This is a genomic window from Bacillus marinisedimentorum, assembly GCF_001644195.2.
In the GTDB taxonomy this organism is placed as follows: domain Bacteria; phylum Bacillota; class Bacilli; order Bacillales; family Bacillaceae_O; genus Bacillus_BL; species Bacillus_BL marinisedimentorum.
The window spans coordinates 18,355-39,956 of record NZ_LWBL02000010.1 but is presented as its reverse complement, the minus strand read 5'-3'; the positions used below and the strand labels follow the sequence as shown (position 1 = coordinate 39,956).

At 43.1% G+C, this 21,602-nt stretch carries 23 protein-coding genes and 4 pseudogenes; 19 read left to right on the top strand and 8 right to left on the bottom strand.

What is annotated here, in order from left to right:
* Window positions 1-370 precede the first annotated feature (370 nt).
* Both A4U59_RS02895 and A4U59_RS02890 read left to right on the top strand, forming a co-directional pair.
* Window positions 371-679, top strand: a complete 309-nt coding sequence (locus A4U59_RS02895) for a hypothetical protein (RefSeq protein ID WP_066175849.1) — start codon at window positions 371-373, stop codon at window positions 677-679.
* Between the two features lie 86 nt (window positions 680-765).
* Window positions 766-1,128: a VOC family protein gene (locus A4U59_RS02890; RefSeq protein ID WP_066175846.1), complete on the top strand. Its 363-nt coding sequence runs from the start codon at window positions 766-768 to the stop codon at window positions 1,126-1,128.
* A 187-nt stretch (window positions 1,129-1,315) separates the two neighbouring features.
* Here A4U59_RS02890 and A4U59_RS02885 read toward each other — a convergent pair.
* The 4 genes and pseudogenes from A4U59_RS02885 to tnpA form a co-directional block, all read right to left on the bottom strand.
* Window positions 1,316-1,821, bottom strand: a pseudogene (locus tag A4U59_RS02885) (spore coat protein).
* Between the two features lie 321 nt (window positions 1,822-2,142).
* Entirely contained in the window at window positions 2,143-2,661 is a 519-nt protein-coding gene (locus A4U59_RS02880) for a hypothetical protein (RefSeq protein WP_066175843.1), read from the bottom strand.
* 30 nt (window positions 2,662-2,691) lie between these two features.
* Window positions 2,692-2,981: pseudogene (locus tag A4U59_RS20745) on the bottom strand (IS1595 family transposase); the annotation flags it as partial.
* 2 nt (window positions 2,982-2,983) lie between these two features.
* Window positions 2,984-3,354, bottom strand: a pseudogene (gene tnpA / locus A4U59_RS02875) (IS200/IS605 family transposase).
* A 429-nt stretch (window positions 3,355-3,783) separates the two neighbouring features.
* On the opposite strand from tnpA, the gene A4U59_RS02870 reads away from it, so the two are divergent.
* The 6 genes and pseudogenes from A4U59_RS02870 (at window position 3,784) to A4U59_RS22470 (ending at window position 7,263) form a co-directional block, all read left to right on the top strand.
* Window positions 3,784-4,008 (top strand): hypothetical protein, encoded by a 225-nt coding sequence (locus A4U59_RS02870; RefSeq protein WP_066175841.1) that lies wholly within the window; start codon window positions 3,784-3,786, stop codon window positions 4,006-4,008.
* 193 nt (window positions 4,009-4,201) lie between these two features.
* Window positions 4,202-4,828, top strand: coding sequence for an NUDIX hydrolase (locus A4U59_RS02865; protein ID WP_066175838.1), 627 nt, complete (start codon window positions 4,202-4,204; stop codon window positions 4,826-4,828).
* A 33-nt stretch (window positions 4,829-4,861) separates the two neighbouring features.
* Entirely contained in the window at window positions 4,862-5,422 is a 561-nt protein-coding gene (locus A4U59_RS02860; RefSeq protein ID WP_066175836.1) for a DEAD/DEAH box helicase family protein, read from the top strand.
* A gap of 4 nt (window positions 5,423-5,426) precedes the next feature.
* A pseudogene (locus A4U59_RS02855) lies at window positions 5,427-6,014 on the top strand (nucleotidyltransferase family protein).
* A gap of 18 nt (window positions 6,015-6,032) precedes the next feature.
* Window positions 6,033-7,040 carry an MFS transporter gene (locus A4U59_RS02850; RefSeq protein ID WP_342670178.1) on the top strand — a complete coding sequence of 336 codons (1,008 nt, stop codon included), beginning with the start codon at window positions 6,033-6,035 and terminating at the stop codon, window positions 7,038-7,040.
* Window positions 7,018-7,263 carry a hypothetical protein gene (locus A4U59_RS22470; RefSeq protein WP_342670177.1) on the top strand — a complete coding sequence of 82 codons (246 nt, stop codon included), beginning with the start codon at window positions 7,018-7,020 and terminating at the stop codon, window positions 7,261-7,263. The genes A4U59_RS02850 and A4U59_RS22470 overlap by 23 nt, the downstream gene beginning before the upstream one ends.
* 309 nt (window positions 7,264-7,572) lie before the next feature.
* Here the strand turns inward: A4U59_RS22470 and A4U59_RS02845 are convergent, their stop codons facing one another.
* Together A4U59_RS02845 and A4U59_RS20740 are read right to left on the bottom strand one after the other, a co-directional pair.
* Entirely contained in the window at window positions 7,573-7,758 is a 186-nt protein-coding gene (locus A4U59_RS02845) for an SHOCT domain-containing protein (protein WP_066175833.1), read from the bottom strand.
* Between the two features lie 147 nt (window positions 7,759-7,905).
* A complete protein-coding gene (locus A4U59_RS20740) occupies window positions 7,906-8,133 on the bottom strand; it encodes a multicopper oxidase domain-containing protein (protein ID WP_083270621.1) in 228 nt (75 codons plus the stop codon).
* A gap of 134 nt (window positions 8,134-8,267) precedes the next feature.
* On the opposite strand from A4U59_RS20740, the gene A4U59_RS02840 reads away from it, so the two are divergent.
* Window positions 8,268-10,007, top strand: a complete 1,740-nt coding sequence (locus A4U59_RS02840) for an ABC transporter ATP-binding protein (protein WP_066175830.1) — start codon at window positions 8,268-8,270, stop codon at window positions 10,005-10,007.
* Entirely contained in the window at window positions 9,992-11,815 is a 1,824-nt protein-coding gene (locus A4U59_RS02835) for an ABC transporter ATP-binding protein (protein WP_066175827.1), read from the top strand. The genes A4U59_RS02840 and A4U59_RS02835 overlap by 16 nt, the downstream gene beginning before the upstream one ends.
* 72 nt (window positions 11,816-11,887) lie before the next feature.
* Here A4U59_RS02835 and A4U59_RS21230 read toward each other — a convergent pair whose 3' ends face one another.
* Entirely contained in the window at window positions 11,888-12,034 is a 147-nt protein-coding gene (locus A4U59_RS21230) for a hypothetical protein (RefSeq protein ID WP_157888120.1), read from the bottom strand.
* 102 nt (window positions 12,035-12,136) lie between these two features.
* On the opposite strand from A4U59_RS21230, the gene A4U59_RS02830 reads away from it, so the two are divergent.
* The 8 genes from A4U59_RS02830 to A4U59_RS02795 all read left to right on the top strand — a co-directional run bounded on the left by A4U59_RS02830 (window position 12,137) and on the right by A4U59_RS02795 (window position 19,869).
* A complete protein-coding gene (locus A4U59_RS02830) occupies window positions 12,137-12,673 on the top strand; it encodes a GNAT family N-acetyltransferase (protein WP_066175825.1) in 537 nt (178 codons plus the stop codon).
* 205 nt (window positions 12,674-12,878) lie between these two features.
* Window positions 12,879-13,979, top strand: coding sequence for a D-alanine--D-alanine ligase (gene ddlA / locus A4U59_RS02825; RefSeq protein ID WP_066175822.1), 1,101 nt, complete (start codon window positions 12,879-12,881; stop codon window positions 13,977-13,979).
* Window positions 13,980-14,051: 72 nt separating this feature from the next.
* The gene (locus A4U59_RS02820; protein ID WP_066175820.1) at window positions 14,052-15,083 is read left to right on the top strand and encodes a S66 family peptidase; all 1,032 of its coding nucleotides are present in this window, start codon (window positions 14,052-14,054) and stop codon (window positions 15,081-15,083) included.
* Window positions 15,084-15,105: 22 nt separating this feature from the next.
* Entirely contained in the window at window positions 15,106-15,774 is a 669-nt protein-coding gene (locus A4U59_RS02815) for an alpha/beta family hydrolase (RefSeq protein ID WP_066175817.1), read from the top strand.
* Between the two features lie 226 nt (window positions 15,775-16,000).
* Window positions 16,001-16,981, top strand: a complete 981-nt coding sequence (locus A4U59_RS02810) for an aldo/keto reductase (RefSeq protein WP_066175813.1) — start codon at window positions 16,001-16,003, stop codon at window positions 16,979-16,981.
* Between the two features lie 104 nt (window positions 16,982-17,085).
* A complete protein-coding gene (locus tag A4U59_RS02805; RefSeq protein WP_066175809.1) occupies window positions 17,086-17,595 on the top strand; it encodes a GNAT family N-acetyltransferase in 510 nt (169 codons plus the stop codon).
* A 238-nt stretch (window positions 17,596-17,833) separates the two neighbouring features.
* Window positions 17,834-19,375, top strand: coding sequence for a gluzincin family metallopeptidase (locus tag A4U59_RS02800; RefSeq protein ID WP_066175806.1), 1,542 nt, complete (start codon window positions 17,834-17,836; stop codon window positions 19,373-19,375).
* Window positions 19,376-19,395: 20 nt separating this feature from the next.
* Entirely contained in the window at window positions 19,396-19,869 is a 474-nt protein-coding gene (locus A4U59_RS02795) for a GNAT family N-acetyltransferase (protein ID WP_066175803.1), read from the top strand.
* Window positions 19,870-19,917: 48 nt separating this feature from the next.
* Here A4U59_RS02795 and A4U59_RS02790 read toward each other — a convergent pair whose 3' ends face one another.
* Window positions 19,918-21,126, bottom strand: coding sequence for an MFS transporter (locus A4U59_RS02790; protein ID WP_066175800.1), 1,209 nt, complete (start codon window positions 21,124-21,126; stop codon window positions 19,918-19,920).
* Between the two features lie 199 nt (window positions 21,127-21,325).
* Here A4U59_RS02790 and A4U59_RS02785 point away from each other — a divergent pair, with 199 nt between their 5' ends.
* The gene (locus A4U59_RS02785) at window positions 21,326-21,574 is read left to right on the top strand and encodes a hypothetical protein (protein WP_066175797.1); all 249 of its coding nucleotides are present in this window, start codon (window positions 21,326-21,328) and stop codon (window positions 21,572-21,574) included.
* The last annotated feature ends 28 nt before the right edge of the window (window positions 21,575-21,602 follow it).

Below are 21,602 nucleotides of genomic sequence, written 5' to 3'. Positions count from 1 at the left end.
CTTTTTTTTTGTGGTTAAGGAAATTATAAATTTTTTGTGGTGTGGATATAAAGCGAGAAGGGAGTCATCCAGCTCCAGGAGCCAGCGGCTACCGTCATAAGCGGTAATCCCCTTCGGAAGGAAAGTCACCTTCCTGCAGGTACCCCCGCTTATGCGTACGCTGCTAAGCGGGCGCCTTGCGATTTTGTTCCGGAATGCTTAGAAAGGCGTGGTATTTTCTTCTCATAAACAGTCCGTTTTGGTTGTCTGCACTTCCTTTAATCGGGAAGTTCGCCCCTATTTCCCATCCCTTTATTGATAATGATATCCAACACAGGTAAAATGCTCCTCATATTCTAAGCTGAAATATATTTGAAAAAGGAGCTAAAAAATGGCTGGTATTGAGAAACAGAGACGGCAGCTGCTGAAAGTTTATAAGCAAACGATTTTCCGATACCGGAAAAAGTATTTATACGGCTATATTTCAGCCCAGGATTACTGGGAAAAGTACATGTTTGCAGCGAGTATGCTCGTCGAAATGGAATATGCGATATCAACGGCACATCACTACTTATTTGAATCAGAGCGCCAGGCCGACCGTGATCTGGCATCGTTAAGTGAAAAGATAGAGGATCCTAGAGGGAAAGTGGGGGTTCATAAACGCATCCTGTTACATAAAAAGATTATGAATGATTATTGATTTCCAGCCTCTAAGTCTTGAAAATGATGAAGTCAGCACCTGTATGATTGTGTATACTTTACGTATAAGGAAAAGGGGGCAATCAAATGAAAACGAGATTGATGCATGTCCGGGCAAATGTGCGTAACTTAGACGAAGCGATTGACTGGTACACAGATGTTCTGGGGTTCAAGGTTACAGGCACATGGCCTCCGGAAAAACCGAATTATGCCCATTTTGAATCTGAAAATGGCGCAATTTTTGCAGTTATGGAAGATTTAAATACGCCTTCACATGGGCGGTTCAATTTTACCGTGGAAGATACAGATGCCCTATGGCAGCGGCTAAAGGACAGGGCAGAAGTGGTAGAAGAGTTATTTGATACGCCGTACGGTACCAGGAAATTCACGATTAAAGATATTGCGGGGAATGAATTGGGGTTTGTCCAGGAGCAAGGAAAAGATGAATAGATTTACATATTATAAAGGGAAGATCCAGAAAGTATAGCGCTCACTCGGCTTCTGGATCTTTTTTCCGTATAGGAATATAAATTGTCATCAAGGAAATATGTTAACGCAGTGGCCAATTTAAAGAATATAAACAAAATCAGCTGCATCTCTGTCTTCGCCTAAAGGGCCGCCAGTCGGCGAGTTTCACTTACTGGCCCATCTTTTCATCAAGTGCTTTATTAGCAAGGTTAACGTCATTTTTCAATAGCTTATTTAAATCATAAGAAGGATAATAGCCGTTCTGGTACATATAAGAGTAGATCGCTGCGTGCATATCAACCGCATTGTTCAAATGTTTTTTTAAAACGGCTCTTAGTGCAGGGGTTGCTGTTTCGGTAATGGCGATTGCATAGTTTCTTACCCCTGTTTTGAAGAGGGCCAAAACATCACCAGCATAAAACGGAAGATCCCCATCACGGTAATTGCTGCTGTGGCCCGGATGAGGCGCCATCGGATAAAAAGAGAGAAGATCCTGCAGGTTTTTGCTTAAGCCTTTTATCGCTTTCTTATACAGACTTTTTAGTGTGGGTCTGTAACTTTGGGATATGCCTTTTTCAGTTTCATGAGCCCGATTGATTGGAAAGCCACCAACTCATGGATTTCTAATGTTTCATGCCAGGCAAGATAGTGTGTTGACGGATTTTGATGTTGCATTTTTATTCCTCCCGATTAATAGTCCTTCACACAATATTCAGGAAAGGGGCCTATGGGAGCTTGCCTTGCCTAATTTGGGCTTGTTTGGATTTATGTCGGATTTGGTTTTATATAGCAATTAATCCGTGCCTGGCAAGCTTGCAGTGGTGAAAAGGAAATGATACCTCTCTTCTTTAGTGTAGTTTCCAATTCACGTTAAAAAAAAAGCATTTTTTAAAGGAAGATTCCCCGGGAAAGTTTTCCGTATTTTTATTTGGCTCTTTAAATAATGATGTTGATTTTCTGAAATAAAAGAAAGGACCTGATTTTATGGTCCTTTTTCTATTTCCCCCAATATTCGATTGTTACATATGAATATTCATCTTCACTTAGAACAAATCCAAAATTAAATTCTTCGGAAACAACAACCAAATCATCATGCATTTCTAACATCAGGTTCATAATAATATCTTTACTTTCAGATAATCGTAGTGTTGTGGCAAGAGGATAATCAAGGTAGAGTTGATTACTGCTCCTAAAGTAAAATCTGAATGTAGATGTAGAAGGATAAAACAAAACTATTTCTTCTCCATAATTCTTATAATAATCAAAGATAAGTTCAATCTTAGACTTGAGTGTTTTTTCGTCATAGGGGAATTTGAAAGAATTGATTTCATCAGTTCTAATTCGCTCATAAACCCTTTTATGCACTTCCTGTGATGTTTGATAATCCACAAATTCCTTATCCGAAATATCTATATCATGGTACTTTATTAAGTCATCAATAAGCTGTCTCTTAGCTTGTTTCACTTTATTTTTCTTCAGTAACTTTTCTAATTGGGCTTTCCTATTATTGGTCATAAAATCATCCTACTTCAAGCCTTGGTTATTTTAATAATCGAGTTCAAAACGACAATCTGCTAATCTGAGCTTATCATAAGTAGTATTTATTGAGAACGGGCAGCCATCAACCACCATTTTACTTACAGTTGTATTATCATTCCGATGTTTAATAATATCTATTGAAACCAACTCAAATAATGGTCGAGGTATATAGTTGCCACACCATTAAAACGGTCAATCCAGCCTTTAAGACGACTGTGATAATTATTTGCATTTTGGATGTGATAAAGCCCTTTAACTCGTTCCTTGCCATCTGATATGAAGAGATAATGTTCTAATCCTAACACTTAATGGTTTCGCTTGATACATTCCCAGCGGTAGATACAAAGTAGGAACGTGTCCAAAGACTCGGCAAATGTTGCAGATGTGCAAATTCCTCTCTTAGTATTTTTGAAGTGTAGCCTTTGATGTTTGCCATAATGTCCGAAGGACTTAATTTAGGCAGTACATTAAGAAACATATGCGTATGATCTTTATCACACTCAATAGCTACAATTTTTATTTCCAAATTCATCGCATACTTCCAGCACCAATTCTTTGAACCGCTTTTCTACATCTGTCCGTTGAAAAATCTTTCTTCTATAACGAGGACAGAAAAAAATGATAATTTAATAATGAAACGGTTGTTTTGGTTCTTCTATATTCATTCATATAAAAATTGTATCAGTTCACATAATAAACTGCACCGATTCACAAAAAAGAAATCCAGGATTTTCAAATACTTGAAGCACCCCAAACCTTCGGTTTATAAGGGGTACTCCGTATTTGACCTCACTCCCATCCCACACCTAAAGGAGTGGGCTTTCACGTTCGGAGATTCTGTAAAAAAAAACTCTTTTAGACGATATTGGTCTGCTTCACTTAGTTTATTAATTTCATTGATTATTTCAACCAAAGCCATTCGCATTCACCCGTTCTAATTATTTTATCTAATTATAGAACGGTTGTTCGCTTTGTTCAAATATCAACAGAGTTATTTAACAGAGCCTTTTATTTAAAAAAAGGAGAAACAGCAGCCAGGAAAGAAATAGAAAATACGTAAGGAATTTACTGCATGGAAATATGTCAGGGGAGGGTACGGTGAAACGATTATTAAAGTGGAGTCTTTTCATTACCGGATTAGGCGTCATTACTGGAGCATTACTTTTTGCGGTTTCGTTTGAACGGTCGGTACCGAAAGGAGTAGATCTCGGTATAGAACCTTTCTATTTTCTTGCATTTCTGGCAGGCGGGTTTATGGTTTTTTTAAGTACAAGATTTAGTCAAATGAAAAAGTCTGAAAAAGCGGGGTGCAATGAACAGTAAACTGCCTTGGGCAAGAACGAGCTATATCCCGGTAAGCAATTCCGGCCAGCCGGCTGAGTCATATGAAGATAAGCTGGATACTGAGATTAGCTGAAAAGACAATCAACAAGCCAACCTTGCAAGAGTGTGGATTGAGCTGAGTCATATCTTCAAAGAGAATTGAAAAAAATTATTTAAAAGTCAGGAGAACGATATGGAACAAGAACAGTTGAAAATATTTGACCGTTACCGAAATCAGATCGGTGTTGCCTCGCGTACGGAAGTGCACCGCATCGGCTACTGGCATGAAGCGTTCCAGTGCTGGTTTGTCGGCAGGGAAAATGACAGGGACATCGTTTTTCTGCAAATCCGGAGCGAGACGAAAAAGGACTACCCAAATCTGTTGGACATAACGGCTGCAGGTCATCTGTCAGCTGATGAAACCGTCCGCGACGGCGTAAGGGAGATTGAAGAAGAAATCGGAATCGATCTATCTTTTCATGAGCTGATACCGCTTGGGGTCATTGAATACTGTGTAACGAAAAAGAACTTCATAGACAAAGAACTGGCTAATGTTTTCTTATATCAAAGTGATCATTCTCTTGATGACTTTATCCTGCAGCGGGAAGAAGTCTCCGGCATGGTGAAGGCTGATTTGAACGAGTTTGCGGAATTATGGTCGGGAAAAAGGCAAGCTATCCGGATCGAGGGGTTTGAAAATAAAACGGATGGCAACAAAGCTTCGATTGATAAAATGGCTGGCAGGGATGAGTTTGTCCCCCATCCAGTTTCATATTACGAGACGGTGATCAAACGAATCAAAGAAAGAATGAATGATTAATAATAGAATTTTGAAGAAAGGGGGAGAGACTCTATGAAACTCGTCCTGTTGTTCGGTCCCCAGGCAGTTGGGAAAATGACTGTCGGGGAAGAACTGGAGAAAATGACGGAGCTCAAACTTTTTCATAATCACATGGCAATCGAATTTGTCACTCCCTTTTTCAGTTATGGAACCGCGGAAGGAAAACGCCTTGTTAACCTGTTCCGGCAAGAGATTTTTGAGGCTGTTTCTAATAGCAGTTTGTATGGCTTGATTTTCACATACGTATGGGCATTCGATCAGCAGGAAGACTGGGATTATGTAGCTAAGCTGTGCAGCACTTTTGAGGAAAAGGGCGGCACGGTTTACCTGGTGGAACTTGAAGCCAGTCTTCAGGAAAGGCTTAAGCGCAACAAAAGCGGGCATAGGTTACAACAGAAGCCAACGAAAAGAGATGTTGAGTGGTCTGAAAATGAATTGAAATCAAGCATGCTAAAATATAGGTTGAATTCCGAAGAAGGGGAAATACGAAGGGATACCTATTTAAGAATTGATAATACAAAATTAAGAGCTGAAGAAACTGCAAGAATTATTAAAGTACGGTTTGGACTGTAAAACAGTGACGATAAAAAGTGAGCAAGACTTAATTAGGTTCATAGAGAATGATATGTGGATGATGGATATGTTGTATGCTGCAAAAAAATTAGAATTATCCGATTGGTGGATATGTGCCGGATTTGTCCGTTCGAAAATTTGGGATATGCAGCATGGTTTCGGGGAAAGAACAAAACTGCCTGACATTGATGTCATCTACTTTGATCCAACAAATATCAAAAGTTCCCAAGAAAAGAAGCTTGAGAAGAGGTTGGAAATGATTCACCCGGGTGAGCACTGATCAGTAAAAAATGAGGCAAGGATGCATTTGGTTAACGGCTTTCCGCCTTATAAGTCTTCAGTCGATGCCATCTCAAAATTTCCGGAGACCGCTACTTCCCTTGGAGTGAAACGTGCTGACAATAACTGAGTAATGCTGGAGGCCCCGCACGGACTGAGGGATGCTGTGAACTTAGACGTTAAGCCGACTCCATTTTTTATGGAGAGTCCTGAGAGGCTCGAACTCTATACAAAACGGACTTCACGTAAAAAATGGAATTCAGTCTGGCCTAAGTTCAATGTACATATTGACGGAAACATCGCTTATCGGTAAACAAAGAGGAGACAAAAATTGAACAAATCTTTTTATGCGCTTCTAGTAAGTCAAACTTCAACAAATCTTGGTTTTGCCCTATATACTATGGCTGTGGTCCTGCATCTTTTTAATGAAACCGGTTCTACGGCCTTGTCGGCGGCAGTAACGCTCGTAAGCGTCATTTCACGCATGGTGAGTCATGTCGTGCTGCCGTCAATTTCTGACCGGTATAAACTTCGGGATATATTAAAACTGTCACAGCTGCTGCAAGTGGTCTTGCTTATCGGAATGTTTTTCTTGCTGCTTCAAAAGCTGACTGGCGTGATGACGACGGCAGTTTTTATTCTGTTGAGTTTAATCTCTTTTTTTAACGGATTTTTTGTACCAATCAAGAGCTCACTGGTCAAAGTGGTTATACCTGCAAAATTAAGAGTGAAAGCAAACAGTCTCATCTCAACTGTTGACCAGACATTTTTATTTGCAGGCTGGACGTTTGGCGGTGTGATTCTGGCATTTCTCGGGATACCACTCACTCTTATCATTACGATTTTCTTCCTTGCGATTTCAGTCTTCAGTTTATTGCTATTCAAAACAAACAGCTCGCCTGACATTAAGGAAACTGCCGGAATGATGGAACGTTTGACAATCGGATGGAAGTATCTCTTTAAACATAAGGGACTGCGGATTTTGATTATGATGGATTTAATGGAAGCATGGGTGGGAACGATTTGGATTGGTGCCGTTACGCTAACATACGCAGAACAAGCTCTCGGTAAGGGTGAAGCGTGGTGGGGTTACATTAACGGCGGGTATTATTTTGGAACCATAGCGGGAGGAATTTTGATTTATCGCCTTTCGAAAGTTATGCAAGGGCGTTTGGCCGGTTACATGCTTGTAGGTTCATTCATTTTTGGCATCTTGACGTTCTTATATGGCTTTATTTTCAAACCCCTTTGTTGCTTTATTATTGGTTATCCTGATGGGGCCGTCTTATCAACTGAGGGATCTTGCCCAGGAAACAATGTTTCAAAACAGCACCGATGAAAACACTCTTGCCAAAATACTTGCCGCACGATCTGCGCTCGTCCAGTTTATCTTTATATTTTCCATCTTAGGAATTGGCGCACTGACTGATCTTATTGGTGTTCGTCTTGTTTACATTCTATCGGGGGGCTTGCTGCTCTTTTCGTCAGTTTATGGATTTGTCCATTTAATTTTGGGCAAAAAGAGGGATTCACTGGAAACAGAAGATGCCGCAGCCAAATAGCTTTAAAGCGGAGTCCTGTGCCTATAATCAGCCCTGAGGGTAAAATATAGGCACGGAAATTCGTTTTCCCTGCCTATAATTAGAGGGAGCCCTACATTACAGGTCCTGAACCAAGATTCAGTGCCCATATTCAGCTGAATGATTGAAATAAAGGCACTGACTTCAGCCTGCCATGCCTATAAGGTTTTTGTTAAGCTTCATTCTGAAATCGGCGCCCGGCATCCAATTTTGCAGAGCCCTGAGAGGAATGTCTCAGAGAGAAATGAAGTCGAAGCAATGCCCTGCCAAATGGCGGCAGGGCACTGGAAATTAAGCTTCTGTCAAAATCCTTTTCTTCTTTTCATACTCTTCTTCATCAATTTCTCCGCGTGCATAACGTTCATTCAATATATCAAGGGACGATTGACCGGCCTTTTTCTCGAAATTTATGCCTCCTCCTGATTTGGTGAAATAATAAACGGCTGCTATCACGAGAACGATAAATACAATACCCACTTAAAATCACTCCTTTTAATTATCCTGGTTTTAGTATAACCCGATTTTATGGAGAAATTGTGCATAGGGTGAGGCTTGAAGCTAAGGCCGGGAAGTCAGAGAGGAAAAGGACGTTCCGGCCTTAAGTGGGCCAGAACGTCCAGAAGTCTACTCCTCCACTTTTATCTGTCCCGCCATCCCTGCATCTTCGTGATCAAGTATATGGCAGTGATACATGAAGATCCCCCTATAATCAAACGTGATAAGAACCTCCACTTCCCCGCCGGGATAGACGGGCACCGTATCCTTCCAGCCCCTTCCGTTTGCCGGAGGAGGGCTTCCACTATAAGAGAGTCTCTTCTTTCTGTTATGTAATTGCTTCAGTACAAATCTCATATACTGATTTATTATGCAGCAGTGACTGACAAAAATAATGAATTATTAAACAATTTCATCGTAAAAAGGTATGATAGAACATATAAAAGTGCCTTACCCTTATATGGTCAGGCACAGTCCACTGGGGGATACATATGGGGAAGCTCTTTTCGTACTTGAAACCTTACCGACTCCCGATCGGGGCGGCGGTGTTTTTAATGCTGACGGAACTGGCAGTCGAACTTGTTCAGCCGTTGTTGATGGCAGCCATCATAGATGAGGGGATCATGAAAAATGACCTGGATCGTGTCTTGTTATGGGGTGGTGTCATGATCGGTATTTCGCTGCTGTCCTTTGCTGCTGGCATCACGAACTCGTTCTTTGCTTCGCATGTCAGCCAGAGTTTCGGATACGATGTCAGGGTGGGCTTGATGGAGAAGCTGCAGTCTTTTTCCTTCAATAACTTGCAGAAGTTTTCGAATGCATCGTTGATAACAAGGATGACGAATGATGTCACCCAGGTGCAAAATACAGTGTTTATGGGAGTCCGCATCATGTTGCGGGCACCGCTGCTGCTGTTTGGCGGCGTGATCATGTCCCTTCTGGTAGATGTGCAGCTGGCACTAATCTTAGTTATCACAATCCCGATATTATTCTTATTCCTTGTGTGGGCTTTAAACAGGGCCGGCAAGCTGTTCACCTCTGTACAAGAGCGGCTCGATGCGGTCAACAACGTGATGCGTGAGAATCTATCCGGCATGAGGCTCATCAAAGCTTTTGTAAGAGGGCCGCATGAAATCGGGCGGTTTGAAGAAGTGAACGAACGGCTGAGGGACCGGACGATTGCTGCGCTGCGCCTTATTGAATTTACGATGCCGGTATTGCTCCTTGTGATGAATCTAAGTGTGCTCGTCGTGCTCTGGTTTGGAAGCATCAAGGTCGATACGGGAGGTGCAAGTGTTGGTGAAGTTGTCGCTATCATAAATTACGGAACACGGATGACGTCCGCACTCTCAGTCATGACCTGGATATTGATGGTGATTTCGCGGGCCAAAGCATCAGCTCGCCGGATTTCAGACGTGTTCGATGCAGAAGTGGATGAAACTAAGACAGAGGTTGGCGACCTGTCAGGAAAGATACGGGAAGGGAAAGTGGAATTTGATGAGGTGTCCTTCCGTTATCCGGGAACTGATGCATCCGTGCTTACTAACATTTCCTTTTCAGTGGATCCGGGTGAGACTGTTGCGTTTCTTGGTGAAACAGGCTCCGGAAAGACGTCTCTTTTTCAATTGATTCCCCGCCTGTATGATGCAGATGCGGGCGAGGTCCGGATCGACGGCAGGGGCGTGCGTGAAATAGATACCGGCATCCTGCGCCGGGCCATTGGTTTTGTGCCGCAGGAAGCCATACTGTTCAGCGGCTCAGTTAAAGAAAATATAAAATGGGGAAATGCGGATGCGTCCATGACGGATATCATTAATGCAGCACGGGACGCCCAGATTCACGGCACAATCGAAAAATTGCCGGGTCAGTATGAGACGAAAATTGGCCAAAAGGGTGTAAATCTCTCGGGCGGTCAAAAGCAGCGGCTGTCGATTGCAAGGGCGTTAGTCCGCAAGCCAAAGATCCTTTTACTTGATGACAGCACCAGTGCACTGGACATGCGAACAGAGGCAAGGCTGCTGCAAGCAATTGCAAACGATCATTGTACAACCCTGATTATTACGCAAAAAATCAATACGGCAATGAAGGCGGACCGCATCATCCTTTTGGAAGACGGGGAAATCGCAGGCGCAGGGAATCACCGCCAGCTAATGGAGGAATCGCACCTGTACCGAAAAATCGTTCTGTCTCAAAACTGGGAAGGGGATGAAGTATCATGTTCAAGGAACTGATCAAGCCTTTCCAATATAAGAAAATCAACCTGGCAAACATCGATGCCCAAAATCAGGAAGATGCAGCCCCGTTGAGTAACAAAAGCAAACGATTCGAAACGCTCAAAAGGATATGGCGCTTTCTGGCTGTTGAAAAAGGGCTGTTTCTGCTTGTGCTCCTGATGGTCGCAGGCAGTTCGGCGCTGGCACTTGCCGGGCCATTTTTTGTCGGTAAAGCAGTGGATGATTTTCTGGTCAACCAGGATATAAGCGGCCTTGGTTTTATGCTGGTGCTGCTTGTCGCCATTTATTTACTGCACTCAGTGACGCTCTTCCTGCAAAATTATTGGATGGTCGGCATTGCCCAAAATACCGTTTTTGCGATGCGTGACAAATTGTTCCGCCACCTCCATCGCCTCCCTGTTGCCTTTTTTGATAAAAGGAAGCATGGCGAACTGATGAGCCGGGTGACAAATGATATTGAAAATGTCAGCTCAACACTGAACAGCTCGGTTATTCAAATTTTCTCAAGCCTGCTGACCCTTATCGGCACGATTGCGGTCATGCTCTGGCTCAGTCCTTTGCTCACCTTCATCACCATTCTTGTCGTGCCGGCGATGTTTTTCGGTCTGAAGTGGATCACGAACCGGACCGGAAAGCTTTTTAAAGAACAACAGCGTAACCTTGGTGACATGAACGGTTTTATCGAAGAGACAATCTCCGGGCAGTGTATTGTCAAAACGTTTTCCAGGGAAAACGAAATCATTGAGGAGTTCAAAATCAAAAATGAAAAACTGAGGCGTTCGGCCTTCTGGGCCCAGGCCTTCTCAGGATTCATTCCGAAAGTGATGAATACACTTAATCATTTGAGTTTCGCATTGATTGCGGCAATTGGCGGCCTGCTTGCAATGAAAGGAGCAATTTCAATCGGGACCATTATTGTATTCACCGAATACTCACGGCAATTCACACGTCCGCTTAACGACCTGGCCAACCAGTTTAACACATTGCTTTCGGCCATTGCCGGAGCGGACAGGGTGTTTGACATCTTGGACGAGAAAGAAGAGGCAAAGCGTGAGTCTGAAGGAAAAGAATTCGGTGAGATAAAAGGTGAAGTCCGGTTTGACGATGTCTCGTTTTCCTATGAAAAAGATGACGATGGCGATACGGTAACAGACATCAGTTTCACGGTTTCACCGGGGGAAACAGCGGCACTTGTCGGACCGACGGGTGCCGGCAAATCGACGATCCTTAATTTATTGTTCAGATTTTATGACCCTGGCAGCGGTAAGATTTTGATCGACGGCCAGGATATATCTGAAGTAAAACATGAAAGTGTCCGTAAACAAATGGCATTTGTGCTCCAGGATACATTTCTTTTCGAAGGGACCATCAAGGACAATATCAGGTTCGGCAGGCTGGATGCCAGTGACGAGGAGATTGTGGCAGCGGCAAAGCAGGCAAATGCCCATTCATTCATCAGAAAGCTTCCGGAAGGATACGATACCGTGTTAAAACAGGACGGCAGCGGCATCAGCCAGGGCCAGCGGCAATTGCTTTCCATCGCCAGGGCGATCCTTGCCGATCCTGCCATCCTTATTCTTGATGAGGCGACGAGCAGCATCGATACCATAACGGAACTAAAAATCCAGGAAGCACTTGATCTGTTGATGAAAGACAGGACAACGTTCGTCATCGCCCATCGGCTGAACACCATTCGCAAAGCGGATCTCATCCTTTTCCTTGCGGATGGAGAGATTGTTGAGAAAGGGACACATGAGGAGTTGATTGGGAAGAGAGGGTATTATGCCGGGCTCCATGGGGCATAGCGTATTGGGTGCCTGGCCCCGGTGCGTTAAAACACCGGGACCACCCACCGTCAACGGCACCAGCAAAACATCCTACTCATAAATTTCGTCAGCGAATTCATAGCGCATTTTTTCAGAATGGATTTTTTCCTTTTTATCCTGCCCGGTGTTTTGGGCATTTGGCAAGCCTTCATTTTCCCGGGGCTCTTTTTGCTGCTGCTTGTTGTTGTTATCTTTCATGTAATCACTCCTGTGTTTAGACTATGGTTGTTATTTTACCCAGAGCTTATCGTTGAATGTAAAGAATTACAGGGTTTACGTCAGTAGATAGGGGGAAAGGAAATGGGATTTCCGGAATTGGAAACAAAAAGGCTGAAACTTGTTCAATTGGGAGAGGAACACATTCCCGGGTTTTATGACATTATGTCGCGCGATGAAGTCACTAAATACTACGGAATGGAAAGTTTAAAAAATTTGGAGGAAGCTGCCCGGATAATCGAATCTTTCCGTACGAATTTTGAAAATAAGAGGGCGGTAAGATGGGGGATCTTGCTAAAAGATACAGAAGATTTTGCCGGAACAGTCGGATTGAATAATCTCCACGTTCGGGGCAAGAGGGCTGAAATCGGCTATGAATTGCATCCTTCACACTGGAATAAGGGGATTACAACGGAAGCTGTCAAAGAAGTGTTGCGCTACGCTTTTGAAGAGCTGGACTTATTCAGAATGGGTGCTGTAACGTTTACCGAAAACAAGACATCTATCCAGTTATTAAAGCGCCTGGGCTTTAAGGAAGAAGGGATTCTCAGGGGATATCTGTTTCAGAATAATCAATCCCATGATGGTCTGGTGTTTTCGCTGCTTAAGACAGAATGGTGAGCGCTTGCTATGATAAACTGCCGTGATTAATTAAGGCCGATTTAACGTTCGATGTCGATGCCTGAAAATTAAATCGGAATAAACCTTGATATATGGAAAAAAGGAACTGCAGGGGGAAGAATCGAAAAGGATTAAGTGTTGCGTTTTTCCAGGACGGAATACAATCAGTATAAAGTTACAACTTCAGTTATCGGAGGGATACGATTTGAGTAAGAAACTTAGAGTAGGCCTGGTTTTTGGCGGTAAGTCGGCTGAGCACGAGGTATCACTTCAGTCGGCCAAAAACATTGTGGATGCGATTGATAAGGACAAATATGATGTTACGCTGCTCGGGATTGATAAAGAGGGAAAATGGCATTTGAATGACAGTTCAAAATATCTCATAAACGAGGAAAACCCGAAACTTATCCAGCTGAACAAGTCCGACCAATCGATTGCTGTTATTCCGGGAGAAGAGGACCGGCAAGTTTTGAATGTAACCCGTTCCAATCCCATTGAGCAGCTGGACGTGATATTTCCGATTGTCCACGGGACTCTCGGTGAAGACGGCAGTATCCAGGGGATGCTTCGCATTGCCAATATCCCTTACGTTGGAGCGGATGTGTTAGGATCGGCTGTTTGCATGGATAAAGATATAGCAAAAAAATTGCTTAAGAGTGCCGGTATTAATGTCGCCGATTCCCTGACGTACCGGAGAAGTTCCCGTCAGGCCATCAGCTTTGAAGAAGTGAAAGAAACACTGGGTCTGCCGTGTTTCGTAAAGCCTGCCAGCCAGGGGTCTTCCGTAGGCGTCAGTAAAGTGTACGACGAAGAAGGGTTCAACAAAGCGGTAGAAGAAGCTTTTTCTTATGATCATAAGATTTTGATTGAAAAAGCGGTAAAAGGCCGTGAAATTGAATGTGCAGTATTGGGGAATGATGAGCCGGAAGCTTCATTGCCGGGTGAAATCCTTCCGCAGGGAGATTTCTATTCGTATGATACAAAGTACATTGATGAAAATGGCGCTATCCTGGAAATGCCGGCAAAGTTAAATGATGAACAGATTGATGAAATTAAAAAGACCGCTATCGAAACTTTTAAAGTTCTGGAATGTCAGGGAATGGCAAGAGTGGATTTTTTTCTGACGGAAGATGGCCAGCTGATCATCAATGAAGTGAACACGCTGCCCGGCTTCACAAAAATCAGCATGTATCCAAAACTGTGGGAGATAAGCGGACTTTCCTATCCAGAGCTTATTGATCGGCTGATCCAATTGGGCATTGAGAGATATGAGCAGAATCAGATGTTGAAGAGTAGTGTGGATTGAATGTAGAGCAGTTGGTGCCTGCCCCCGGCGATTTAAAGCGACGGGGGCAGGCGCGGCAAAGGGGGAATACATATGCTAATCAAACCTAAAAAATTGCAGCCGGGTGACACGGTTGCAACCGTAAGCCCTTCCTGGGGCGGTGCAGGGGAACCGGATTTGCGGTGGCGTTATGAACAGGGTGTGGAGAGGCTGGAGAACGTTTTTGGCCTTAACGTTGTGCCGATGCCGAACAGCCTGAAAGGCGCAGAATATTTATACCAGAATCCGCAAGCCAGAGCTGAAGATTTGATGACAGCTTTCAGGGATGAAAAGGTAAAAGCGATTTTTGCCAATATCGGCGGGAGTGACAGCATTCGGCTGCTCCCTTATATCGATTTTGATGTGATCCGCGACAATCCGAAAATTTTTGTCGGCTATTCAGACAATACGATTTCTCACCTGTTTTGCCTTAAAGCGGGCGTTTCCTCCTTTTATGGTCCGGCTGTGATGGTCGATTTCGCTGAAAATGTGGAAATGGATCCGTACACGATTGAAATGGTGAAACGGACCTTCTTTTCAAATGACATCATTGGAGAAATCAAGCCGGCGGAAGAGTGGACCAGCGAGCACTTAAGATGGGAGGAAGGAAATAAAAGCCAGCGGCGTTCAATGAACAAGAATTCCGGTTATGAAGTCCTGCAGGGTTCGGGGAGCATTCAGGGACGTTTGATGGGCGGATGTATCGAGGTGCTGGAGTTTGCCAAAGAAACAGAAATCTGGCCGGCCAGAGAATACTGGAATGAAAGTATCCTCTTTTTTGAAACATCGGAAGAGAAGCCGAAGCCCGAGTACATCACATACTGGCTCCGCAATTATGCGGCGCAAGGGATATTGCAAAACGTGAAAGGAATCATTTTTGGCAAGCCTCAGGATGAAATGTATTACGAAGAATACAAACAGGAAATCCTGCAGGTTATGAAAGAATATGATTTAGAGGGCTTGCCGATTTTATATAACTTGAACTTTGGCCATACCGAGCCGAAAATTATTTTGCCTTACGGTGCGCTGGCGGAGATTGATTGTGATGGAGGGGCGTTTTCGATTTTGGAGAGTGGTGTGGAATGAGGATTGAAAAGAGGTGCAGCGTATGGAAATCACATACGGTCAAGTTAAAGGCATCAGGAACCAAATAATTCCCTATACATCGATTCAAACGGGCGAAAGCAATAATAGATTATGTGTTATGCTTCCAGGGTTAGGATATACAACGGACCATCCACTGTTTTACTATGTAACTTCTTTATTCTTAAATAAGAAATATGATATTCTTCATCTTAATTATAAATATGATCTGGACTCATTTGTTCAATTGGAGCGCAGCGAACAGATCCGGTTCGTGCAAGAAACTGTTAAAACTGCTCTGGACCAACTTTTGGATTCAGAAACGAACCAAAAAGTATTTTTAATTGCTAAATCGATTGGAACTGCAGCTCTTGTCAGTGAACTACAAACTCGGAGCGAAATCCAGAATGCCAAAGCTGTATGGCTGACTCCTCTTTTGAAAGAAGATCTTGTCTTTAATTATCTGAGTGCCCATAAACAACAGGGAGGGCTTCTTGTTATTGGAGACAGGGATCCTCACTATTCTAAAGAGCGTTACAATCGAGTTAGTGAAGTGCAAGAACTTAAGACTGTGTTGGTCCCTGAGGCAAACCATTCACTTGATCATAGCAATGATCCTTATAAATCAATAGATGTACTGAGGGATGTTATACAAGCAATCGATCGGTTTTCGTATGATGATGAAGAGTTGTGAACATGAGATTACTTGAAAAAAGGATCCGCCAGCTATGTTGGCGGGTCCTTTCCTTATATAACCATTTTATCATACCCCATATATAATATTCAGTCTATTTTGCGAGGAATTCTTTGTATACAATTAAGGAGCGAAAATAGTCTGGGGGGGAAATATAATGATTAAGGGCTTTGCTGAGAAAAGTGGGACAAGGAGTTACTTTAGTAACAAAAGGCATAGGGTGTTAATGCGTCAAACACCATGGTTTCAAGTCCCTCCAATTGCGATGGGAACACATCTTGGGGATATGACGGAGTCTGATTCGGCTCTGTACCGGAAATCATTATCATTCGGTTTGATGAATGGAATTAACATGATTGATACCGCATTGAACTACCGGGGAATGAAGTCAGAACGCGATATTGGAGCTGTCTTAAACATGTTGCTTGTTGATTCAGGACAGCTGAAAAGAGAACAGATTATCATCTCCACCAAGGCCGGAATCATTCCGGGGGACATTGATGCAAAGCTGGTGCCAAAAGACTATTTGGAGAAAATTCTCTATAAACAGAACATAATTTCCCCTGCTGATGTAAACAGTGTTGATCATCACCGTCATGTGCTGGCCCCGGATTACTTCCAGTTTGCAATAGAACAAAGCAGGAAGCATCTTAACTTAGAAACGATTGATATCTATTATCTTCATAATCCGGAGATTTCGATGATGACACTGGGTGCTGAATCTTTTTATAAAAAGTTACAGGCTTTATTCTCCTTTTTTGAAATTCAAATTGAGAAAAAGAGAATCCGTTTCTATGGAATGGCTGCCTGGGACGCGTTCCTCCTGCATGAAGGTAATCCCGGTTATATTTCGTTGGAGAAAGTAGTGGAAACCGCACGGTCTGTTGCGGGTGAAAGCCACCACTTTAAGTTTTTGCAAACTCCATATAATCATTTCAAACAGGAAGCGGGGAATCTGGCAAATCAAAAGGTGAAAGGAAAAAGCTATACGTTATTTCAGTCTGCAGAACAGCAAGGCATTTTTGTCACCACGAGTGCTCCTTTTCATTTAGGTAAGGTTTTCGAAGATGGAGTAAGTTCACGAAAAGCGTTATCGGACATCATCCAGACGCCAGGAATCCTTTCTGCCATGGTGGGAATGAAACAAGACGTGCATATGAAGGAAAATATTAAAACACTACATGAATTACCGGCTATAAAGCAGTGACTAAGCTTTTTGTTTTAAAATTTAATCGGAGGGGAAGACGGAATGTTTACTGTACAAAAAGCAAATGAGCAGCACAATTAATTGATTTATGGGAGGAAAACTTTTTGATTATCAGAGAAATAAACGCTTCAGACACCGAAGCATTCCTAAACCTGACAGCGGAAGTTGAAAGAACCTCCGACTTCATGCTCTGGGAAGAGGGCGAAAGGACAATCACAGCGGCTGATCAGCGCAACCGAATCGAAGCGATGAAACAAAGTGAGAACTCGACGATACTCCTAGCTGAGGTAAACAATAAGTTGGCGGGTTACGTTATGGCTTTCGGCGGAAATGCAAAAAGGAACAAACATTCAGCATACCTTGTTGCTGGAGTTTTAAAAGAATATAGAGGAATTGGGATCGGGACTGAGCTGTTCAAGGAAATGGAGAAGTGGGCAGTTGATCACGGTATCCATCGTCTTGAGTTGACTGCCGTAACCCAGAATGAAGCAGGTGTCGCCCTGTATAAAAAAATAGGATTCGAAATAGAGGGAACAAAACGGGACTCACTGTTTATCGGGGGCCGATATGTTGATGAGTATTATATGGGAAAGCTGATTTTTCCTGATGACTGAACAAAAAAAAATGGATTAAACATATGAAGAATGTCTGCTCAGAGTAGAATCGGAGTGTTTTATTTCGGTTCGTAAATAAGGAATAGGAGCAGGAAAGAAGAGGATATGCATAAAAGTTGGAAAATTTGGTAAAAGGGCCTCAAAAAATATGCCGTATTCTGGTAAAATGGTAGCATGCACAACACGTTTTATTCCATACCATTCTTTAAATAGAAAAGACAGGATTGCGGGGTTCGATATGAAGTCATTCGTAAATATTATCCTGAGGCTTTTTCTGTTCTTCGTGTTACTGGCAGCAGTATCATATTTCATTCTGGATCTGAACAATGAAGAAAAAATCATGGGGGCAGCCTTTGTGATCCTTCTTTTTTTACTTGCCGGTTTATCATTTGGGCTTGCCGGATTGTTTAGAGGGCATGTAAAGTTTCTCCGGATAAGAGGCAAAACCGGGTCGGCAGTGCTTTTCCTGAGCTCATTATTTTTGATCCTCTATATCAGCGGTCTCTCTATCATGAATGCAATGCTTGTTAAAGAGGTAATGGGACAGGATTTTGGAGCAAAGGAGAAAGCGGCTTTTTTAGTCAATGGCTTCGGTCAGGATGACTATCGAAAAGGCCTTTCAGCTGTTACATATCAGGGGTTAACCATTTATTATCCGGCTGATGATGAGGAAACTGTAAAAGAAATTAAAAATTATTATCCTGAAATGAAGGCAGAAGCGGATGCATTATTCGGCTCACAAAGGGCAGACACACTTACGGTTGTCGTCTATGATTCAAGTGAAACCCTTCAATCGAATACTTATCTGTCTGATGTAGGGGGATATTATAAGGCAAGTGATGACTCCATCCATATCCTCAGTTCGAAGCTGAAAAGCGCCTGGCAGTTCGAGGAAATGTTTGCACATGAATACATTCACTACCGGACAGATTTGTTTATGGAGGCTAACGATGTACCTTCTAAGACGATTCCGCAATGGATCTATGAAGGCGTTGCGGAAGCAGCCAGCACCTGGGCCGGATATATGGATATCAAGCATAACAGGGGCATGGATCTCAGCCTGATCGAAACGAATCAGCAATTCCATCAGGCAAGAGGCGGAATCTATAATCCGTATTTACAAAGCTACTATGCGGTGGAAGAGCTTCTCCACCTGCATGGGAACGGTGTAATCGCAAATCTCCTGCTGTCTGTGAAGGAGAATGATTTCAGTTCTGCCTTCGAGAAGGTAACCGGATCAACGATGAAAGAATTCGAAAACTCTTATATGGACCGGCGCCGGCGTGCCGGCAGCCTTTTGGAAAAAGTGGCGGCAGCCCAAAAGAACGATGACTATCTCCAGGCTGAAATACTATTGAAAGAAGCCGTCAGCATTGCTCCGGACAGCAAGGCATCTGAAAGTTTGATACATGTTTATATTAAACAGCAAAAGTTTAATGATGCGATTGACAGGCTTCAGAAAAACATGACAGATGATTCAGCGCCGGATCAATCAGACATGTTGTTACTGTCCGAGTTGCTTTTGCTCGAGAACCCGCAGCTTGCCCTGGAATATGCAGAAAAAGCAGAGCGGCAGGCAAACAAGAGGAGTTCATCCGGCGGCCATTTCGAAAAATTTGCAAATGCACTGAGAAAAATAAACTCCGATGATCCATTGGAAGGCTATATCATGTTGTTTTCTGAAGACTTGCTCGGCTATGATGAAATCAAAAACCCAATTTATGAAAAAGTCAAATCTTCATACTCGGGTGATAATCGTTTAATCAGTTTGCGGCAATAGCTGGCGGGCGGTGATGCAAAGTGGATATACAGCTGCAAAAAGCAATAGATCAAGATGCACAAGATATTTTCGACATACAAGTAAAAGCCTTTAAGCCGTTACTGGAAAAATATAAGGATGTCCATACAAACCCGGCTAATGAAACGATTGAAAGGGTCCTTGAAAGAATCCATCACCCTGACGGAAGCTTTTATAAAATTGTTGCCAACCGTCGTTTAGCCGGTGCAATATGCATTGTATGGAAAAATGACAGGAGATTCCGGATCAGCCCGATGTTCATTCACCCTGACTATCAGGGAAAGGGAATCGCCCAGCACGCGATTCGGTTAACGGAGGAATTATTCCCGCAGGCAGGCAGCTGGGAACTGGCAACAATCCTGGAAGAAGAGCGGAACTGCTATTTATATGAAAAAATGGGCTACTCAAAGACGGGCGTGAAGAAAAAACTGAATGAAGGGGCCACGGTTGTTTATTATGAAAAACCTGGAAAATGATAATAGCAAAAACAAACATCCGCAGGCCGGCCTGCGGATGAATTATGTCTAATCAAGTTTTACACTCAGGGGCAGGTCAAGACGCCGCAAAGAGGGATGCAGAAAAAAGTAGAGGGCAAATACAAAATATCCGCTACCTGCAATATGAAGTGTCAGCATCCCCGAACTGAATTCTCCGAGCAATCCTCCAAGAACATACCCGATAGGACTGAGTGACCCTAACAGCGATGATAAAAAGGCAAAGCCGATTCCGATATAGTCTTCCGGGAGGTTAACCTGAATCAAAGTTTGAATATAAATACTGAGAATCCCAATCCCAATCCATGATGAGAAGAAAAACACATATGGAATGATAAACAGACCGCTTGTGACAAAAGCGAGCAGCCAGCTGATACCAGCAATAAAGGAGACAGCAGGCATGATCCGGTTAAGCGGCAAGTGTTCCAGCCGGCTAGCAAGCAGGGTTCCGGTCAAAGTGCCGCCGGACATAGCTGCCAGCCAGAAGCCGTATTCAGCCGGTGACTTCGAAATAACGGGCAGCATGGCAAGCCCCATTGTTGCCAGTACATTTATGGCAATGATACCGGCAAGGATTGCAAGCAGCGTCCGCTGGTTTTTAACGGCATTGTATCCCTCAATGAAATCCTCCCTATACTGCTGGAAAAAAGATAACGCTGAAGGCTGTTTTTCTTTCTCTGTTTTAGGTATAGAAAGGTAAAAGAAAAATAGCAAGCCGGTTGCAATGAGGAGCAGGCTGTTTGATACAAAGATGTATCCAAGGCCGATAAATGCGATAAGGATTCCTGAAACAGCATCAGCGACAAGATCCAATGTTTGATAAGAAAAGGCAAAAACTGAATTTACTTTTGTCAACTTTTCATCCGCAGCCAACTGTTTGATCAGTGCACTTTCCGTTGGATATGTAATCTCAGACAGTGAAAGTGCCAGGAACATCAGCAGCAACAAGACCGGCAGCCATAGCGCGCTGCTGAGGTAAAGAATGCCGATGACACCGACGAGAATGCCCTGGCCCACTTGGGCGATGTATAGTATTTTCCGTTTCGAAAAACGGTCGATCAAGGGTCCGTATAGAAATTGCAATGTTACCGGCAGCATTGCAACGGCACTGGTCAAGCCGACCAAAAAAGCAGAATCTGCAGCTGTCTTGACAAACCAGACGGCTGCAATCATATACATGCTGTCTGCGATATTTGTAAGAATCCTGCCGCTTAATAAAATCCATAACTGTTTGTTCATAAATATTCCTCCTCCGATATAGTCGATCTGATTTGCTTAACGATCAACTTATCGGGGGGCCTCGGACACAAGGTTAATGGTCAAAAGGGTTTAAATGACAGATGGCGATCATCGGAACATCCTTTCTAAGAAATGGTAAAATAATTGTTTCATATAATGAATGAAAGTTCAATTAATAGTATTGCAAGGAGAGAAATGTATGTATATTAATTATGAAAGAATAGCAAGCTTGTACTTATTTACGATCGTGTTTGGCATCCTATCCATATTTGCCGGGTTTGAATCTGCACAGAATAGTGCTATATTCTTGATTATCTTTCTCCTGGCGGTCATTGCCGGAGCCCTGATTGATTTGATACGATTCTTGTCTGTATCATTGGCTGTTCTTGGACAAGGGAATCATGATGAAGTTGATGACTCGAATTCACCTCTGGGTGACCGAAACTGACGTTTTTCTGAGTATTAATAAAAAATCC

Excerpts from the sequence above, each read along its gene's own strand:
- A4U59_RS20740 (WP_083270621.1), bottom strand. The coding sequence starts at position 8,133 with ATGAGATTTGTACTGAAGCAATTACATAACAGAAAGAAGAGACTCTCT.
- A4U59_RS02785 (WP_066175797.1), top strand. The coding sequence starts at position 21,326 with ATGTATATTAATTATGAAAGAATAGCAAGCTTGTACTTATTTACGATC.
- A4U59_RS02865 (WP_066175838.1), top strand. The coding sequence starts at position 4,202 with ATGGAACAAGAACAGTTGAAAATATTTGACCGTTACCGAAATCAGATC.
- A4U59_RS02810 (WP_066175813.1), top strand. The coding sequence starts at position 16,001 with ATGCGTCAAACACCATGGTTTCAAGTCCCTCCAATTGCGATGGGAACA.
- A4U59_RS02890 (WP_066175846.1), top strand. The coding sequence starts at position 766 with ATGAAAACGAGATTGATGCATGTCCGGGCAAATGTGCGTAACTTAGAC.
- A4U59_RS02880 (WP_066175843.1), bottom strand. The coding sequence starts at position 2,661 with ATGACCAATAATAGGAAAGCCCAATTAGAAAAGTTACTGAAGAAAAAT.
- A4U59_RS02840 (WP_066175830.1), top strand. The coding sequence starts at position 8,268 with ATGGGGAAGCTCTTTTCGTACTTGAAACCTTACCGACTCCCGATCGGG.
- A4U59_RS02820 (WP_066175820.1), top strand. The coding sequence starts at position 14,052 with ATGCTAATCAAACCTAAAAAATTGCAGCCGGGTGACACGGTTGCAACC.
- A4U59_RS21230 (WP_157888120.1), bottom strand. The coding sequence starts at position 12,034 with ATGAAAGATAACAACAACAAGCAGCAGCAAAAAGAGCCCCGGGAAAAT.
- A4U59_RS22470 (WP_342670177.1), top strand. The coding sequence starts at position 7,018 with ATGTTTCAAAACAGCACCGATGAAAACACTCTTGCCAAAATACTTGCC.
- A4U59_RS02860 (WP_066175836.1), top strand. The coding sequence starts at position 4,862 with ATGAAACTCGTCCTGTTGTTCGGTCCCCAGGCAGTTGGGAAAATGACT.
- A4U59_RS02815 (WP_066175817.1), top strand. The coding sequence starts at position 15,106 with ATGGAAATCACATACGGTCAAGTTAAAGGCATCAGGAACCAAATAATT.
- A4U59_RS02895 (WP_066175849.1), top strand. The coding sequence starts at position 371 with ATGGCTGGTATTGAGAAACAGAGACGGCAGCTGCTGAAAGTTTATAAG.
- A4U59_RS02830 (WP_066175825.1), top strand. The coding sequence starts at position 12,137 with ATGGGATTTCCGGAATTGGAAACAAAAAGGCTGAAACTTGTTCAATTG.
- A4U59_RS02835 (WP_066175827.1), top strand. The coding sequence starts at position 9,992 with ATGTTCAAGGAACTGATCAAGCCTTTCCAATATAAGAAAATCAACCTG.
- A4U59_RS02790 (WP_066175800.1), bottom strand. The coding sequence starts at position 21,126 with ATGAACAAACAGTTATGGATTTTATTAAGCGGCAGGATTCTTACAAAT.
- A4U59_RS02800 (WP_066175806.1), top strand. The coding sequence starts at position 17,834 with ATGAAGTCATTCGTAAATATTATCCTGAGGCTTTTTCTGTTCTTCGTG.